This is a genomic window from Apilactobacillus nanyangensis (genome assembly GCF_016861915.1).
In the GTDB taxonomy this organism is placed as follows: Bacteria; Bacillota; Bacilli; order Lactobacillales; family Lactobacillaceae; genus Apilactobacillus; species Apilactobacillus nanyangensis.
In genome coordinates, this window is sequence record NZ_BOLX01000003.1 from 76,256 (window position 1) to 92,917 (window position 16,662).

At 38.3% G+C, this 16,662-nt stretch carries 12 protein-coding genes; 5 read left to right on the forward strand and 7 right to left on the reverse strand.

The genetic code is table 11. The features are described 5' to 3' along the window. Positions 1 to 41: 41 nt before the first annotated feature. Positions 42 to 3,767 carry a helicase-exonuclease AddAB subunit AddA gene (gene addA / locus JUD45_RS01375; RefSeq protein ID WP_203619509.1) on the reverse strand — a complete coding sequence of 1,242 codons (3,726 nt, stop codon included), beginning with the start codon at positions 3,765 to 3,767 and terminating at the stop codon, positions 42 to 44. Continuing rightward, the gene (locus tag JUD45_RS01380; RefSeq protein ID WP_203619510.1) at positions 3,767 to 7,336 is read right to left on the reverse strand and encodes a PD-(D/E)XK nuclease family protein; all 3,570 of its coding nucleotides are present in this window, start codon (positions 7,334 to 7,336) and stop codon (positions 3,767 to 3,769) included. The genes addA and JUD45_RS01380 overlap by 1 nt, the downstream gene beginning before the upstream one ends. A gap of 359 nt (positions 7,337 to 7,695) precedes the next feature. Here JUD45_RS01380 and JUD45_RS01385 point away from each other — a divergent pair, with 359 nt between their 5' ends. Both JUD45_RS01385 and JUD45_RS01390 read left to right on the forward strand, forming a co-directional pair. Continuing rightward, positions 7,696 to 8,502 carry a manganese catalase gene (locus JUD45_RS01385; protein ID WP_053795941.1) on the forward strand — a complete coding sequence of 269 codons (807 nt, stop codon included), beginning with the start codon at positions 7,696 to 7,698 and terminating at the stop codon, positions 8,500 to 8,502. A gap of 160 nt (positions 8,503 to 8,662) precedes the next feature. Next, positions 8,663 to 8,809 carry a hypothetical protein gene (locus tag JUD45_RS01390; protein WP_187155755.1) on the forward strand — a complete coding sequence of 49 codons (147 nt, stop codon included), beginning with the start codon at positions 8,663 to 8,665 and terminating at the stop codon, positions 8,807 to 8,809. A gap of 41 nt (positions 8,810 to 8,850) precedes the next feature. Here JUD45_RS01390 and JUD45_RS01395 read toward each other — a convergent pair whose 3' ends face one another. Beyond that, entirely contained in the window at positions 8,851 to 9,201 is a 351-nt protein-coding gene (locus JUD45_RS01395; RefSeq protein WP_138727214.1) for a hypothetical protein, read from the reverse strand. A gap of 164 nt (positions 9,202 to 9,365) precedes the next feature. On the opposite strand from JUD45_RS01395, the gene JUD45_RS01400 reads away from it, so the two are divergent. Together JUD45_RS01400 and JUD45_RS01405 are read left to right on the forward strand one after the other, a co-directional pair. Next, positions 9,366 to 10,559: a PucR family transcriptional regulator gene (locus JUD45_RS01400; protein ID WP_203619511.1), complete on the forward strand. Its 1,194-nt coding sequence runs from the start codon at positions 9,366 to 9,368 to the stop codon at positions 10,557 to 10,559. 18 nt (positions 10,560 to 10,577) lie between these two features. Further along, the gene (locus JUD45_RS01405; protein ID WP_203619512.1) at positions 10,578 to 11,159 is read left to right on the forward strand and encodes a hypothetical protein; all 582 of its coding nucleotides are present in this window, start codon (positions 10,578 to 10,580) and stop codon (positions 11,157 to 11,159) included. A gap of 36 nt (positions 11,160 to 11,195) precedes the next feature. Here JUD45_RS01405 and JUD45_RS01410 read toward each other — a convergent pair whose 3' ends face one another. The 4 genes from JUD45_RS01410 to JUD45_RS01425 form a co-directional block, all read right to left on the reverse strand. Beyond that, positions 11,196 to 12,581 carry an amino acid permease gene (locus JUD45_RS01410; protein WP_203619513.1) on the reverse strand — a complete coding sequence of 462 codons (1,386 nt, stop codon included), beginning with the start codon at positions 12,579 to 12,581 and terminating at the stop codon, positions 11,196 to 11,198. A 386-nt stretch (positions 12,582 to 12,967) separates the two neighbouring features. Then, positions 12,968 to 14,353: an amino acid permease gene (locus JUD45_RS01415; protein WP_203619514.1), complete on the reverse strand. Its 1,386-nt coding sequence runs from the start codon at positions 14,351 to 14,353 to the stop codon at positions 12,968 to 12,970. 194 nt (positions 14,354 to 14,547) lie between these two features. Further along, on the reverse strand, positions 14,548 to 14,904 hold the full coding sequence (locus JUD45_RS01420) for a hypothetical protein (RefSeq protein ID WP_138727219.1): 357 nt from the start codon (positions 14,902 to 14,904) through the stop codon (positions 14,548 to 14,550). Between the two features lie 14 nt (positions 14,905 to 14,918). Beyond that, positions 14,919 to 15,473, reverse strand: coding sequence for an SDR family oxidoreductase (locus JUD45_RS01425; RefSeq protein ID WP_190238379.1), 555 nt, complete (start codon positions 15,471 to 15,473; stop codon positions 14,919 to 14,921). A gap of 135 nt (positions 15,474 to 15,608) precedes the next feature. On the opposite strand from JUD45_RS01425, the gene JUD45_RS01430 reads away from it, so the two are divergent. Continuing rightward, positions 15,609 to 16,541, forward strand: coding sequence for an aldo/keto reductase (locus tag JUD45_RS01430; RefSeq protein WP_203619515.1), 933 nt, complete (start codon positions 15,609 to 15,611; stop codon positions 16,539 to 16,541). The last annotated feature ends 121 nt before the right edge of the window (positions 16,542 to 16,662 follow it).

The following is a 16,662-nucleotide window of genomic DNA, read 5'->3' on the forward strand; positions in this document are numbered from 1 at the left end:
AATAAAAATAACCCTGAACGATTATGTTCAGGGTTATTTTTTTACTTAATTTTGACTGGTTTATTAATTGATAGTAGGTAGATAAATTTATCGGTAACCGGTTTATGCAAGATGTTTTCCAACGCCTTAGCATATAGGTTAATTTGACCCTTGTACTTCTTAACGGCCTTTTCGATACTTCTATCACTATCGTTTGGTACGTAGTCGGTCTTGTAATCAAACAAGATAACTTCATCGTCTAATTCGATATAACCATCAATAATCCCGTGAATTAGTATTTTTTCAGGTGAATCGGCATCAAATCCAGGGAATACTAGGTTGGCATCCATTAGCATCGAGAATGGTGCTTCACGATGAATTTGTTCCGGATGAGCCAGCATTTGTAGTCCCAATTCACTGTCAAACACATTGATAACTTCTTGGGTTTGAATTAAGTCAGCGATTTCTGGGGTAACGACCTTGTCGGCAACTAAACGTTGTAACATCCCTACCACGTCACCTACTTCTGGCTTGTGGTCCAATGGCACCTCTTGTAATAACAAGTGGGTGGCAGTACCAACTTCAGCAGCACTTGGTTTGACAACCGATTGCATGAACTTAGGAACCGTGAAGTTAGAGCTGACATACATGTTCTTTTGCTTATTATTTTCTTGCCAATGTTCATCATAGTTACCCAATTGAATGCTATCTGGATCTTCAAATAGGCGTTTAATTTCGGAAACTGATTGATAAGCAGTGGTATGAGTTGCAACCTGATTTTGATAAGTGAAGTCCAAGACTTGGTCTACATCATCGACATTGATGTCCTTTGGCACCATCTTCTTGGCACTTTCAACGATGTGATTTAACCACTTGGCACTGACTGCACTGTCGCCTGATGGGCTGTGTTGAGCTAGGTCATTGGCATTCACAAATTCGACATCAAAGTTAGTTTGATCATCATCTAAACCCTTATAGGTAACGTCGTCGCCGAACTTGTTTCTAAAGTTTGGATGACGGACCAATGCAGGGCCAATCCAATCTAGGTAACTCTTGGCACCACTTCTTAAGGCGGCATCGACTAATAAGGTGTCACCACTGGCTGCCTTATTCCAGGCATCGATGACCTTGGTTCTGTCGTTTTCATTCTTGCTGGCACCAACGATGAATAGTTGTTGTTCGGCACGGGTTAGTGCAACGTATAGTTTACGCATTTCTTCGGCCAACAAACCTTGGTTTTCGATTGCACCAACCACTTGGCGTTGCAATGAATCCTGTTTGATTCTAGTTTCTGGGTCGGTGTAGGTAATTCCTAATCCTAGGTGATCATTTAGGATGTAGGCCTTGTTGCTGTCTTGTCTGTTGAAACCGTGTGAGGCATCCATTAGGAAGACGACAGGGAATTCTAGTCCCTTACTTCCGTGAATGGTCATTACTGATACTGCATCTTGGTTGTCATCAGCATTAGCTTCGTCCAAGTCTTCGTTTCTTTCTTGCATGCGACGAACGAATCTAACGAATTGGAATAATCCCTTAAAACTGGTATTTTCGTAGTCATAGGCACGTTCGTATAAGGCGTGTAAGTTAGCTTGGCGTTGTCTTCCGGCAGGCATCCCACCGACGTAATCCAAGAATCCGGTAGTTTCATAGATGTCCCAGATTAAATCAACAATCGCATGTTGTTGGGCAACGTCTCTGAAGTGTTTTAATTGTTCGATAAATGTCTTCACGCGTGAGAATACTTGGTCACCAAATTCGGAATGATCCATATTTTCGTAATTGTCGTAGAAGTTAATTACGGCATTGAAGTAATCACCGGTCTTTTGGTTAATTCTCAAGTATGCCAATTGGTTTTCATTTAGACCAACCATTGGGGAACGCAATACCGCAACCAACGGAATGTCTTGGTACGGATTATCGATGATTGATAACATCGACATCATTATTTGAATTTCAGTGGTCTTGAAATAACTTTGTGCCCCGTTGATTAGAACCGGAATGTTGTATGAACCAAAGATATCGGAAATGATGAGGTTATTATTTCTAGTTGAAGAAATAATCGAGATATCCGAATATTGAATTGGACGCATTACTTGTTTTTCACGGTCAAACACTGGTAACTGTTTTTCAATCATTTCGTTAATCTTTTGTGCGACCATTTCAACTTGGCCATGCGCACTGTCTTGGACTTGGAATTGGTCGTCGATTGGTTCTTCTTCATCGTCCTTACTTTCGTAAATCATTACATCAACATTAGATTGTAGTTCTTCTGGATAATATTTCGCACCGGCCTTTAGTTTGGCATCCCCGGTGTAATCAATTTCTCCAACTCGTTTATCCATTGTTTGCGTGAAAACTAAGTTGATGAAGTCATCAATGTTTTCAGCTGAACGGAAGTTATCCGGTAGGACAATGGTATGACCATCATCACTATCCATGCGTTCGATAAACATTGATGGATCGGCTAGACGGAAACGGTAGATGGACTGCTTAACGTCTCCCACCATGAACATATTGCTGTGTTCTGGATTAGCCAATGTCGATAAAATCGCGTCTTGTAGACGGTTGTTATCTTGATATTCATCAACCATGATTTCGTTATATTGGTTTTGTAGGTTCACTCTGACAGCTTTAGATTCGCCGTCTGAGCCAGATAGAATATCGTAGGCATAATGTTCCACATCAATGAATTCTAGACAGTGACGCTTTAATTTGGCCTTTTGATAGCTATCGGTGAATGCGAGCACAACTTGAATTAACTTCTCGATTAATTGCTTAGAAGCTTTCATCACTGAAAGGTTTTCTTCTTCATTTAACGCAAAGTACTTATCAGGTAGTTTTTGAACCGCCTTTCTAGCGTTATCTCGAATATCCTTAATACGGTCATGAAGACCTTTTGTGATGTCATCACAGTCTTTGGGAACGCGTGGAAATTGCTTAAACGTGATATCTTCGAATGCTTGCTTGATATCGTTCCAATCAGAATCAGGCAACATATCGTATAAACCGTTGATATTATCAATATCGACTTGAACTGCAGCGGCTTCTTTTTCCATCAAACTTTCATCTGCAATTCGTTTAGCGGATTCAAAAGATAGACGTTGTTGAGTCAAATCGTTTTGAATGAATGGTAATAAGTTGTTTTGGTAAAAGTCGGAATGAACCAAATCATCCCCTTTAATATCGTAAATCTTGGTGGTGTTCTTTAACCAATCAACCGGATCACGATTTACGTTGGCGTAATCATAAATTCTAAATACTAAATCAGTTAAGCCATCATCGGAACGGTCATTGGAGAAGTTTTCAGTCAATTGGGCAAATAGGCCGTCCCCATCGTTGGCATATAGGTCTTCACGCACTGAATCCCAAACTTGTTCCTTTAGCATTTGGCTTTCCGTTTGATCCGCTAACAATCTGAAATTAGGGTCCAAATCAATAATGTAGTAGTAACTTTGGACAATCTTTTGACAAAACGAGTCCATTGTTGAAATATCGGCAACCGGCAAACGACGTAATTGACGTACTAAAAACGCCTTAACTTCTGAGTCGGTGGCTTTTTTCAACTCTTGTTGTAACGCCTTTTGAATACGGTCACGCATTTCCTTGGCAGCTGCCTTGGTAAACGTAACGATTAGCATCTCATCAATATTGACGCGGTCGTTTAATAACTTGTTAATCACACGGTCAACCAAGACACGGGTCTTACCTGAACCGGCTGATGCTGAAACGAGGACGTTTTCATCAAAATGTCCGGTAACGGCTTCTCTTTGTGGCTTTGTGTATTCCATTATTGATTGTCCCCCCTTAGCATTTTCAAGACGTCTTCTAATGAGTAATTAGGCACGTCTCTGTAGTTATTTTCATTCAATAGCGGATCGAACTGCATGATTGAACGATAAGGTGTAAATTGCATTGCGTCTTGGTTTTGACCAAAGCGCGCTGGTTTCAAATCGATGTTTCCAGTAAAGATTTCCAATCCAGCCTTCTTGATTAGGTCCTCATTGTGAGATAGCAACAAGTCTAAGTCTTCCGGTTGAACGATTGGACTAGACTTGTAAAATCCTCCACTCTTTGTCTTTCTCAATGGGTAAACCTTGGATGAACCGAACTTGTCACCAGAAATTGTCTTATCAATCTTATCCAGTAGTTCACCGTCGTTAACTAGGATTCCTTGGTATTTTTGTTTGCTTAATACCGCGTCTTCAAATGACTTCTTCAAATCCTTATTGGTGTACTTAGGATTGTAAATATGCATGTATACGGCACCGGCCAAGGCCGCCTTTTCTTCTTCATCAATAATGCCTAGGTTGTGCGCTAACACGTCGATATAGGTCATCATTTGCATTGAAGTTCCGTCATAGACACGGGCAAAATCCAATTTACGTTCACTGGACTTATAATCGACAATTCCTAAGTAATTCTTACCGTCCACGTTCATTGAATCGATTCTATCAATTCGACCACGGACGTTAACTAACTTCGCGGTGGTTAGTTCATTGTTCTTAGGCAATTCAAAACTAAGTGGTTGTAAGTCATCCTTATGCCCTACTTGACCGAATGAAATTTCAGTCTTCTTCGCACGCATTGGTGTGTACTTACTTTGTTTTTGAATCGTTTCAATCGTGTGTTTAACGGTCTTAATCAATTGGTTCTTGATGTAGTTCATTCGACTAGAACTATCTAGAATGGTGTATTGGAAGTCGTTTGGATCTTCTAGCATCTTGGCAACAACCGTATCAACCAATTCGTTGATTGCTTGTTTATCCAAGTTTTCCAAGTCGATGTGTTCTGAGTTCACGATGCGCATCAATTGATCCATTGATTCGTGATAGAACTGACCTGTACTTGCTGGTGATAGGTCAAAGACATCACGTTCTTTTAGTTTCAAACCATAACGCAAGAAGTATTCGTATGGGTTACTGTAGAATTGTTCCAACTTAGAGATGGAAGTGTTGATTTTATCGCCATATAAACCAGTCACAATTTCTGGTAGTAATTGAGTTGGTGTGTTGTTGTAGTCCAAACCACCCAACAGTTTGTTGGTTAAGTCACGGTAGTTTAGGTTTTGATCTAGCTTGTTATATACATATTGCCATGCAGGTGCTAAGTTCGAGTTATTAAGTTTGGCATCTTGACTGGCTTGAACCAAGTGACGAAGCGTTGAACGATATGTTCCAATATATTCATCAATATCTTTTGCATCAGCAGTTGGATGGCTAGAGATATGTTGAATATCAATGCCAAAGTGTTCAACGATTCTTGAAACATATGGAGAAATGGCAACTGAAGATTCGTCACTATCGCCTAAACTATAGGAAAAGATTAACTTTTCACTACCGGATAGGAATGCTAGATAGTTTAGGAACGGATCGTTGGCCATTTGGTTTTCAGAAGTTTCACGTAGGTATTGGTCATCGTCAAAGAAGTCACGCAAATCATCACGGTCCGCGTCACTAAATAATGCCTCGTTAGTAATCTTATCCGGCATCACATCGTCGGTAGCACCCATCATGAAGATCACTTTACGGTTGTTCATTTGCACAATTCCACTTTCAGAAATGGCCACTTGGTCCAATGTTGATGGGATTTGTGAGTAGGTAGCACCTGAAAATCCACTTTGAAGAAGACTCAAAAAGTCATCCGCAACAAATTCACGGTTTCCCAGAATTGAAACATAGTCGTCTAATAGGTTACAGAATGTTTGCCATACCTGTTCTGGTTGGGCGGCATCCAATAAATTGTCCTTTAAGATGGAATCATTACGCCATTGTTTTAGTCGTCTAACCACTCCCATGTCCACTAGGAATTGGAATAATGTGGCAGCGGCTTCTTGACCAGTCTTGGCATTGCGCATTTTCTTGAAGAATGGTGGGAAATTATCACCGATAAAGTGTCTAATTACGTTGATTTTTCCAGAAATGTTACGCATTCTATCGGCTTGCACACCGAAGTCACTTTCTGATAACCATGCGTATTGCCAGTCTTCCTTTTGGGTCCAACGAGATCCTTCGTAACCATTCTTTAGTACTAGGTTTTCGGTTAAGGCAACGTATTGACGGTAATCATCAGCCTTCATGAAGTTTCCGTTACCATCACCTGGAACCATTAATTCGGTCTTTAGTAATCTCATTACATCTTGATATTGGTACTTGCGAGTACCGCTTTCTAAACTAAAAATCGCATCGATTAATTCCACCAATGGATGGTCTTCCATTGATTTAGTAACGTCGTTAAATGCAGGAATATCTAATAGTTTAAACACTGGTTTAATCACGTTTTGGTACTTGTCCAAATGACGAGTCAAGATTAAGAAATCGGAGTATTTGTAGCCACCATGAGCGACCATTTGACGGATTTTAACCGCGATATTTTCGACTTCAGCAAAAGGACTATCGGCACGATAAACCTGAATACTGTCTGAGTAGGTTAGTTCGCTCTTATCGATATCACCTAGTCCGGTTGATTGTTCCCAATATGTATCTAGTTTGTGCAAATCATCTGATACACGAAGTTTCTTGGCCATCTTATCAACCAATACAGGAACGTTGTTGGCACGGGCAATGTTGTAAAAACGGTTGTACCATTTGGCTGATTGGAAGAATAGGTTTGGTCCTTGGGGTAGTTCGTCGGGGTACTTACGATCCAGGTTCAAACCGATGGTAACACCGGCAGAACGATTGATTAGTAGTTCGACTAGCTTGGCTTCTTGGGCGGTAAATTGGTTAAATCCATTGAAGTAGAAATGGCTGTGGGATAGGTCTAGTTCATCATTTTCGATAAAACGGCAGAACAAGTTTAAGACGTCTGATTTATATAGGTAGATACCTTGTGTTTGTTCCTCAAAAGCGCGGTAAATGATGATGAAATCATGCATTTTATCGCGTAATCCAGCGTTTATTTTGTCGTTATTATCAACGATTTTTTCAAGGTTGTCGGCAGAAATTTGACCGGCTTGCATTTCACTAATTTGTTGGGCTAATTTTTGAATAAAACCAGGTTGGCCGGATTCACCCCTAAAGACGGTTAATTCATCCTGGTGATCTATTAGGATTTGATAAATTAGCATGCTAATGCCGGAGTCGCTTAGTCTTGTTTTTTGGTATTCTTGATTATTCTTCATGTAATACCAGACAAGTCGGGTAACGGAGAAAGTCTGGAATTTACTTTCGGCATAAATCGGTTCATTGTCGGTGTTTAAATCCTTTAGTGCTTGCACTTCGGATTCAAACTTAATGTGGTTAGGGACTAGATAGAAGAATTCGTCATCAGGGTGATTACTGATTGATTCTTTTAGCGAATCTATAATGACTTCTTCATGATTGTAGCTAGCGGTTCCCAAAATAAATTGTAAAGACATTTCATTACCCCTTTTTCATGAATTAATATTCTAATTATATAATACGTGAAAAGATGTGTCAGACTTTTCAAACATTTAGTTACTCTTCAAAAATGTTATTAAGACGGCGTTTATGTGAATTATAATTTTTTAATTGAAAAAATTTTATATTTTTCGAGTCATAATCTTTGGTGCAATTATTCGGTTGTGGTATATTAAATCGTACGCAAAATATTAATACAAAACGTATGGATATTTTGGACAATAAAAAACAATTATGATGTAATATAGGATCGATTTTTATTTATTGGGATAAAGCTCTAACTTGGGTTTAATAAAATCGGCTACCGCCTTGAACATCTAAGGAAAGAGGTACTGTTATGTTCAGACATACTCGTAAATTACAATACAACGCTAAGCCAGATCGTCCAGATCCAATTATGGCTCGTCGTCTACAAGAAGCCCTAGGTGGTCAATGGGGTGAAACTACTGGTATGATGTCATACCTATCACAAGGTTGGTCATCAACTGGTGACGAAAAGTACAAAGACTTACTATTAGACACTGGTACTGAAGAAATTGGTCACGTTGAAATGATTTCAACTATGATTGGTTACCTATTAGAAGGTGCACCAACTACTATGACTACTGAAGAAATGAAAAATGACCCAGCTAAGGCTGCCCTACTTTCAGGTATGGACCCAGAACATGCATTAGTTCATGGTCTAAACGCTGGTCTAAACAACCCTAACGGTGCTGCATGGAACGCCGGTTACGTTACTTCATCAGGTAACCTAGTTGCTGACATGCGTTTCAACGTTGTTCGTGAATCACAAGCTCGTCTACAAGTTAGCCGTCTATACGACATGACTGATGACGAAGGTGTTCGTGACATGTTGAAGTTCCTATTAGCTCGTGAAACTCAACACCAACTACAATTCATGAAGGCTCAAGAAGAACTAGAAGAAAAATACGGTGTTATCGTTCCTGGTAACATGCACGATATCGAACACAGCGAATACGCTCACGTTCTAATGAACTTCTCTGATGGTGAAGGTTCACGTGAATTCGAAGGCCAAGTTGCTAAAGACGGTCAAAAGTTCACTTACCAAGAAAACCCAGAAGCTATGGGTGGTATTCCAGAAGTTAAACCTGCTGATCCTCGTTTACACAACGACCAAGGTTAATTTCTACCTTTACTCCTACAATTTTCGAAATACGACAATTAATCTTACTAATCCAAACAAAAACTCCAACTTCGGTTGGAGTTTTTTATATTTTCTTAACTTGTTATTTATTAATAATAGAATTAGAATTAACCTAATTAAATTTATAGGAGTGTTTGTCATGCAATTTATTTTTGAATTACTTCATGGAATCGCCGAAATGATTTCTAACTCAATTGCTTTTCACCTAACCCTATTACATATTCAACCTTCAAACATCTTTTTGAATATTCCACACATTATTGAAACAATCATTCATTTTAAATAGATAAAGCAAAAAAGACACTCCTATTTGGGAGTGTCTTTTGTTTAATTACTTAAATCATTATCGTTATAAATTTTGGTAATTTTGGATCCGCTACTATCGACTCTTCCGTCAACACCAATGGGGAAAGATTTGTTCCCATATGTAACAACGTAGTATAAAATGTTACCAGATCCCTGATTATCACTAAATTCCGGATGTTCTTTACGGTGTTTTTGAATAAACTTTATAACTTTTGGTTCATTACAAACCTTCTTCAAACTCTTATCACTTTGCACGATACCGTAATATTGGTTTTCCACACTTAAATCAGGTTGCATGAAGATGTTGAATCCAAGAACTAACACTATAAGAACAACAATTGCCGCACCAATTACGATGGCTGCTTTTTTCATTTTATATAACCTCTCTCTAATCCAAAATTAATATTAGCCTTAACCATATCACTTTCAAAAATTAATGTAAATAACATCCATATTTAGGAGTCTCTTTTGTTTAATATCCAATTCATTGTGGTAACATTAGCACAATAAAAAAATATAAATTAGGAGGAATACCCATGCCATCAAACAATGAAGCTGAACAGTTAAAGAAAATCATGAACGATACTTTAGACATCTCAAAATACATATTAGCCAGCAAAGACGATGACGAAATCCTTACCCATATTGCAAAACTACTAAATTGTGACGCATATATTATGGATGTTTTCGGTCGCCTTCGTTCATACAGTGAAAACGCGAAGATGGATGCATCCCTATTCGAATCCGTGATTCATGATTTAAAACTAATCGAATTGGTTGAACCGGTAACGGTGCTTAACAAATACAGCATCTATCCACTCAAAACAATGGATAAACTCACCCGCAGATTCGTGGTCTTTTCGATGAAAATGCCAGATGATTTAAGTTCTCAATTATTGATTGAAAACATGGTCAACCTCCTAAGTCTAGAAAGCATGCAGGTCAGCATTAACTTAAACCAAGTTAGACAACGTCGCAACGAATTGTTCGACACCATCTTGGCACAAAACCTACCTGAAAATGCTTTCGAAGATACTTTAAAACTAAACGGACTAGACTCCAATTCGATGTATAAGGCGTTTGAAATCGATGAAATTAATTCCGTCGACACCGGACACCACCAAGAAGATATGCACCGTGTTATTGACTACATATACTGGTACTTTGAAAAGCTACAAATTCCCATCATCTTGATTTCATGGCATTTCAAGCCATTCATTTTGGTTGAAACTAAAAAGAGTTTACTGCCACTATTGAACGAACTCAGCAAGTTTATTCACGAAAACTTTATTGGATCAAAGACACAAATCGGCTATACCGACGATGCCAAACCACTGATTCAATTCAAGAAACTACTTCGTGAAGCCGATGAAGCTTTGGATGTTGCCAAACGTGAAAACATATTAAAACCAAATAAATTCATCCCTCAACAGGTTGAAGATATCTTGAGCTTAGTACCCAAAAAAGAAGCCGATATGTTTGTCGATGCTATCTTAGGACCGATTTTAAACCTCAAGGATGACGAAAAAGATGAACTAATCGAACTACTTTCATACTACTATGCCGATAACCAATCGATTTCAATGGCGGCCAACGATCTATTCATTCATAGAAATACCGCCGTTTATAGATTAAAGAAGCTAGAAAAACTACTTAACATGAGCCTAAACGATGTTTCAGATAGTGAACAACTCAGAATGGCTACCAAATTATACTTAATTCACCACTAAACAAAGGGGCTAATTTATTTGATTGATAGAAATATTAAAAAGTATATCGATAATAATGATGTTTTAGAGATATACTCAAAATCTAGGGATAACTTTGAGTTTGAAGACTTTATTCTGGGCATTATTGTGGCTGAAAAAGGTGATTATCTATTGGTTGAAACTATAGATGATTCCGGACTCTTAGATTCATATACATTATTACTAAAAAGCGATATCTCCAAAATATCTTCAGATACCAACTATACAAATGTTTTTACTCATTACGTCAACAGCAATAAAAAGAATAATATATATGATCCTTTTGAATTAAGAAAAGAAATGGATAGTATAATTGATAAAAATCTTGATGATATTATCCAAACTTTCTTGAGTAACAGAAAAGTTATATCACTTTGCACAATTGTTGATGAAGAATTTCATAAAGGCAATATAATCGCATATGATAATAACCATATCGTTTTAGACGAAAAAAGGTATCAACAAACTTTTGGCAGTGAAGTACAGGACAAAAATAATTTAATAAAATTAGATACGATAACTGCATTTGATTTGGTAAGTAAAGAAAATAAACTATATGAAGAATATTTAAATAACCACTAAAAAAGAGCTAACCGATATGGTTAGCTCCTTTTTTATTTAGGCGTATGCTTTTGAGTTTCTTTCCTTTAGGTAAACCAATCCGCAGAAGACGATTGACCAAATAATTGCACCAATTGCTCCAACGACGTCACCTGGGATAAAGAATAGACTCGCGAAGATGACGAAGAAGAATAGGATTGTTAAAGGACTAGTAATTGCGTATCCAGGCATCTTGAAACCATCGCTTAGGAAGTCGTTTGATGCGCGGTACTTTCTGTGAGCAATCATTGTTAGTAGGTAAACAATGATGTACATGTCACTTGATGATCCAGCCACGATTGTAAATACAGAGCTAATGCTGTTACTTACACTCATGATTGGAGTGATGAAGATTAGAGCAGCCGAGATTAGAATTGCGGCACTTGGGATTCCGTTTTTAGAAACCTTACCGAAGTGTCTGTTCATGAACCCTTCCTTGCGTCCTTCAGTAGCTAGTTGGTAGAAGTGACGTCCGGCAGAGAAGATAATACTGTTTAGAGAAGATGCAGCTGATGTTAATACAACGAAGTTGATAATAGCAGCTGCTGCAGGTAGTCCAGCAAGTGTAAATACTTGCACGAATGGACTCTTATCTGGAGTAATTGATGTCCATGGAATAACTGCCATGATAACGGCTAGCGCTCCAATGTAGAAGATCATGATTCTCCATAGAGTTTCGTTAACAGCCTTCTTAACAACTTTGTGTGGGTTCTTTGATTCACCTAGGGTAATACTTACGAATTCAATTCCTTGGAATGCGAAGAATACCATTGGGAATGCTGAGATGAAGTTAAATGAACCATGTGGGAATAAAGTAAAATGATTAGTAATATTGCTAATTGATGCGTGTCCCAAAGGTGTTGATGTGTGTGAAAATACCATGATAATTCCAGTTACGATCAATGCGACAATTGCTACAATCTTGATCATCGCAAACCAGAATTCAGCTTCACCAAATAGTTTAGCAGCAATTAAGTTAATCGCTGCTAGTACAACCAAGAAGGCAACTTCGACAATCCACGATGGAATGTTTGGGAACCAGAAGGCAAAGTATGTAGCAATGGCGGTTAGTTCAGCCATGCTGGCAAACAAAAGTCCTAACCAGTAACTCCAACCGGTGAAGTATCCAGCAGTTGGTCCGAGGTATTTAGAGATAAATGATACGAAAGTGTGTTGAGATGGATCGGCGTAAAACATTTCACCGATGGCTCTCATCATTAGAAAGAAGAAACATCCTAACACTAGATACACTAGCATTACTGACGGTCCAGTCTTTGAAATGGTACTTCCAGAACCAAGGAATAACCCGGTCCCGATGGTTCCACCAATTGCAATCATCTGAACGTGACGGTTGCTTAGTGAACGGATTGTACCATCAGCATTTTTCGTTATCTTTTCTTGCATAAAGTTTCCCCCTTTTAAGTTAATTGATTTATTTGTTTATCAATTTCACTTGGATTGTTGAAAATATTATCATCATTTTTCACGATGACAATAGCTTTCAAAGACATTTGGAAAATATAACAAGGCCATTGTAACATCTTACAACGCGTCCTAATTATGCATAGGAACGGGAATTAAAGCGTTTTACAGCAACACCAATTAAGTAAGCGAAAACCCAAATTAATGCGCTAATTGCACCGATTGATTCGGCAGGAATAATTGAAAAAGTAGTTCCATAATAGTCGGGGGATTTTTTAACATAAAAAAACTCCCCCTTTAAATCGTATTGATGACAATACATTCAGGAGAGTTTTAAAATTTCTATATTATTCTACAAAAGCACTCTATTATGCTTTAGAACGGGAAACAAGACGTTTTATACCGATACCTGCGTAGAATGCCACTGTCCAAATTACTGCACTAATTGCGCCGACTTCATCACCTGGAATGAAGAACAAACTAACGAAAATGAAGACGAAAAATGCAATGGTTAGTGGACTGGTAAATTGGTATGCTGGCATCTTGAATCCATGATCCAAGAAGTCGGCTGACTTTCTGTATTTACGATGTGCAAACATGGTAAATAGGTAAACGATAATACACATGTCACTGGTTGCACCGGCAACCAAGGTGAACATGAATGAAACGCTATGAGTAACCGTTAGGATTGGGTTAATCAAGATTAAAGCAGCGGTCAATCCAATACTTGCGATTGGAATTCCGTTTTTAGAAACGTGAGTTAGATTCTTATGAATAAATCCATCGGTGTGAGTATCCTTAGCTAGTTGGTACAAATGACGACCAGCGGAGAAGATGATACTGTTCAATGAAGAAGCGGCTGATGTTAATACCACGAAGTTAATGACAGCAGCGGCGGCAGGTAACCCTGCGATTGAAAAGACTTGCACGAATGGACTGTTAGTTGGAGATAGTTTGGTCCATGGAATTACCACCATAATTACTGATAGTGCTCCAATGTAGAAAATCAAAATTCTCCATAGAGTTTCGTTCACCGCCTTCTTAACGACTGTCTTTGGATCCTTGGATTCACCAAGCGTGATGCTGACGAATTCGATTCCTTGAAAGGCAAAGAATACCATTGGGAATGCGGCAAAGAAGTTAAAGAATCCGTGTGGGAACATTGTAAAGTGGTCAAAAATGTTACCAAACGATGCGTGACCAACCGGGGTTGAAGCGTGGAAGAACGCCATGAAAATCCCCGTCACAATCAATGCAACAATCGCGATAACTTTAATCATGGCAAACCAGAATTCGGCTTCACCGAAGACCTTAACGGCAATGATATTCAATGTAGCTAAGACGGCTAAAAAGACGACTTCGATTAACCATGCTGGAATGTGTGGGAACCAAAAGTTCACATATGTAGCAATTGCTGATAATTCGGCCATGCTGGCAAATAGCAAACCAATCCAGTAACTCCATCCGGTGAAGTATCCGGCGGTATGTCCTAGATATTTAGTAATAAATGCAACGAATGTATGTTGGTTTGGATCAGAGTAAAACATTTCTCCGATTCCCCTCATCATCAAGAAGAATAGACAACCAATCACTAGATATACCAATAGTACAGAAGGACCGGTCTTTGAAATGGTACTACCTGAACCTAAAAATAGCCCTGTTCCGATGGTTCCACCAATCGCAATCATTTGAACATGACGATTACTTAGTGAACGCACCGTTCCATCGGCGTTTTTCTTGTTTTTCTCATGCATAGAAATGCCTCCAATATGGCTTTTCCATTATTCATAATTTCAATTTATCCCATGTAATTGGTGATAATACTAGCATTTATCGCTCTTTTAATAAGCAAATCCGGATGAATTTGTAACATTATACATACGACTTGTAGAATCATACAAAAAAACCACACCATTGTTGGCGTGGTTTCGTTTCATGTGAAACATTTTTATTTGTTTTGTGGCAACTTGTTATCTGCTAACACATCGTTAGTGTATTGTTCAACTTGTAATGCTACTTCAGCAGCGTTTGGATCGTTTGGTTGTAAATGACTAGCGGTGTCTTGTGCAACCGCCCAGTATGCCAAACTATCGGTAACCGGAACGATATCTCTAACAATTTCCATCTTTAATTGAGGACGTTGTTTTTGTAAAACTTCAAAGGTGCCATAGTTAGTAATCATATGAATTTCACCGCCTGATTTTGGTGAAATACTCTTGAAGATTACTAAGTGTGATTCCTTTTGAGTGTCAGTTAATTGTTGTTTGATTTGTTTCAATTGTTCTTTGTTTAATTGTAATGCCATTTTAAGCACCTCACTTATCTTTCGATTAATCCAATGGATTGATTGATAAATTGTTGATATTCTACTACTTTGACGGCAGTGTTTGCAACATTATCGGCAGAAACACGACCGTATTGCATTGAGATTCCTTCATCAATCACGTCCAATTCACCTGATTGTTCATCAACAATTTCGACCGGTCTTAGGATGGTGTATGGAATTTCGTATTCGTCCACCAACTTAACGGCGTATCTTTGTTGGTTCAAGTATTCCTTATTATTATCCACATCTGGATAAGTCACTTCTTCGGTTAATTCATTATCGATACCGGCTGTTGATAACATAATAAACTGTTCAAGTGGTGGGTTAACGCGGTCCAATGCTTGGATGACCGCACCAATTTGTAGATCAACATCAAGTGGTCCCAAGAACGTGTAGATAACGTTTACGCCTTCTAAATTATCGGCGTAGGCACTAACGTCCTCGAAATCGATGCCGTCTAGTAATTTTACCTCATATTGATTTGATAATTTATCGTAGACCTTTTGGCCTAATTGATGAAAATTACCAATAATCAAAACCTTCTTCATGGTTAACCCTCCTTCATTCATTAAATTTATTTTATCAAAAATTAATGCTTAAGTTAACGCCAAATGGTTTAAAAATCAGCGTTTAGGGTTCATAATTATATTGAACGTATAAAAAATTTGAGGAGGCCTTTTTACATGGTAAAAATTGGTAAATCAAACGTAGAATCAACCCCACTTGGTTTAGGAACCAATGCGGTTGGTGGTAACAACTTATTCCCAAACTTAAAAGATGAAACTGGTATTCAAATCGTAAAGACCGGTCTAGATTCTGGAATCACCCTATTGGATACTGCATTCGCATACGGTATGGGTCATTCAGAAGAACTAATTGGTCAAGCCATCAAAGGCTACGATAGAAGCAAGTTCGTTATTGCTACAAAGGCCGCTCAAGACACATCAGACGGCGACGTTAAAATTAACAATAACCCACAATTCTTAAAGCAATCAGTAGACGATGCATTGAAACGTCTACAAACTGACTACATCGATATCTTCTACATCCACTTCCCAGACGATCAAACTCCAAAGGATGAAGCGGTTGCTGCATTAAACGAAATGAAGCAAGAAGGTAAGATTAAGGCTATCGGTGTTTCAAACTTCTCATTAGATCAAATCAAGGAAGCTAACAAAGACGGCTTAGTTGATGTTGTTGAAGATCAATACAGTCTATTACACCGTGATGCTGAAACTGAAATGTTTGATTACTTACGTGAAAATAACATTTCATTCGTACCATTTTTCCCATTAGCATCAGGTCTATTAACTGGTAAGTACTCAGAAGTTGTCGACTTTCCTGAAAATGATATCAGACACGGCAACCCTGATTTCACCGGTGAACGTTTCGAAAAGATCGTTGAAAAGGTTAACAACCTAAAGCCACTTGCTGACAAGCATGGTATTACCACTACCCAATTAGTATTAGCATGGTACATCAAGAACCCAGACGTTACTGTTGTTATCCCAGGTGCAAAGCGTCCAGAACAAGTTGAAAGTAATGCTAAAGCATTGAACGTCTCACTAAGTGACGAAGAATATGCACAAATTGATAATGACTTTAGAAACATCTAATTGTTTTTGACTCCAATGTTCGGATTTTACTCCAACATTGGAGTTTTTTTATCATAAAAAGTCAATTTTTGTTTAAATTCGTCTAAAATAGTTCGCTTTTTAGTGGACTTTAGTTCTAATT

What these genes read in the sequence shown, in the direction of transcription:
- JUD45_RS01430 (WP_203619515.1), top strand. Translation starts at nt 15,609, where the DNA reads ATGGTAAAAATTGGTAAATCAAACGTAGAATCAACCCCACTTGGTTTA.
- JUD45_RS01385 (WP_053795941.1), top strand. Translation starts at nt 7,696, where the DNA reads ATGTTCAGACATACTCGTAAATTACAATACAACGCTAAGCCAGATCGT.
- JUD45_RS01425 (WP_190238379.1), bottom strand. Translation starts at nt 15,473, where the DNA reads ATGAAGAAGGTTTTGATTATTGGTAATTTTCATCAATTAGGCCAAAAG.
- JUD45_RS01390 (WP_187155755.1), top strand. Translation starts at nt 8,663, where the DNA reads ATGCAATTTATTTTTGAATTACTTCATGGAATCGCCGAAATGATTTCT.
- addA (WP_203619509.1), bottom strand. Translation starts at nt 3,767, where the DNA reads ATGGAATACACAAAGCCACAAAGAGAAGCCGTTACCGGACATTTTGAT.
- JUD45_RS01410 (WP_203619513.1), bottom strand. Translation starts at nt 12,581, where the DNA reads ATGCAAGAAAAGATAACGAAAAATGCTGATGGTACAATCCGTTCACTA.
- JUD45_RS01420 (WP_138727219.1), bottom strand. Translation starts at nt 14,904, where the DNA reads ATGGCATTACAATTAAACAAAGAACAATTGAAACAAATCAAACAACAA.
- JUD45_RS01380 (WP_203619510.1), bottom strand. Translation starts at nt 7,336, where the DNA reads ATGTCTTTACAATTTATTTTGGGAACCGCTAGCTACAATCATGAAGAA.
- JUD45_RS01395 (WP_138727214.1), bottom strand. Translation starts at nt 9,201, where the DNA reads ATGAAAAAAGCAGCCATCGTAATTGGTGCGGCAATTGTTGTTCTTATA.
- JUD45_RS01415 (WP_203619514.1), bottom strand. Translation starts at nt 14,353, where the DNA reads ATGCATGAGAAAAACAAGAAAAACGCCGATGGAACGGTGCGTTCACTA.
- JUD45_RS01400 (WP_203619511.1), top strand. Translation starts at nt 9,366, where the DNA reads ATGCCATCAAACAATGAAGCTGAACAGTTAAAGAAAATCATGAACGAT.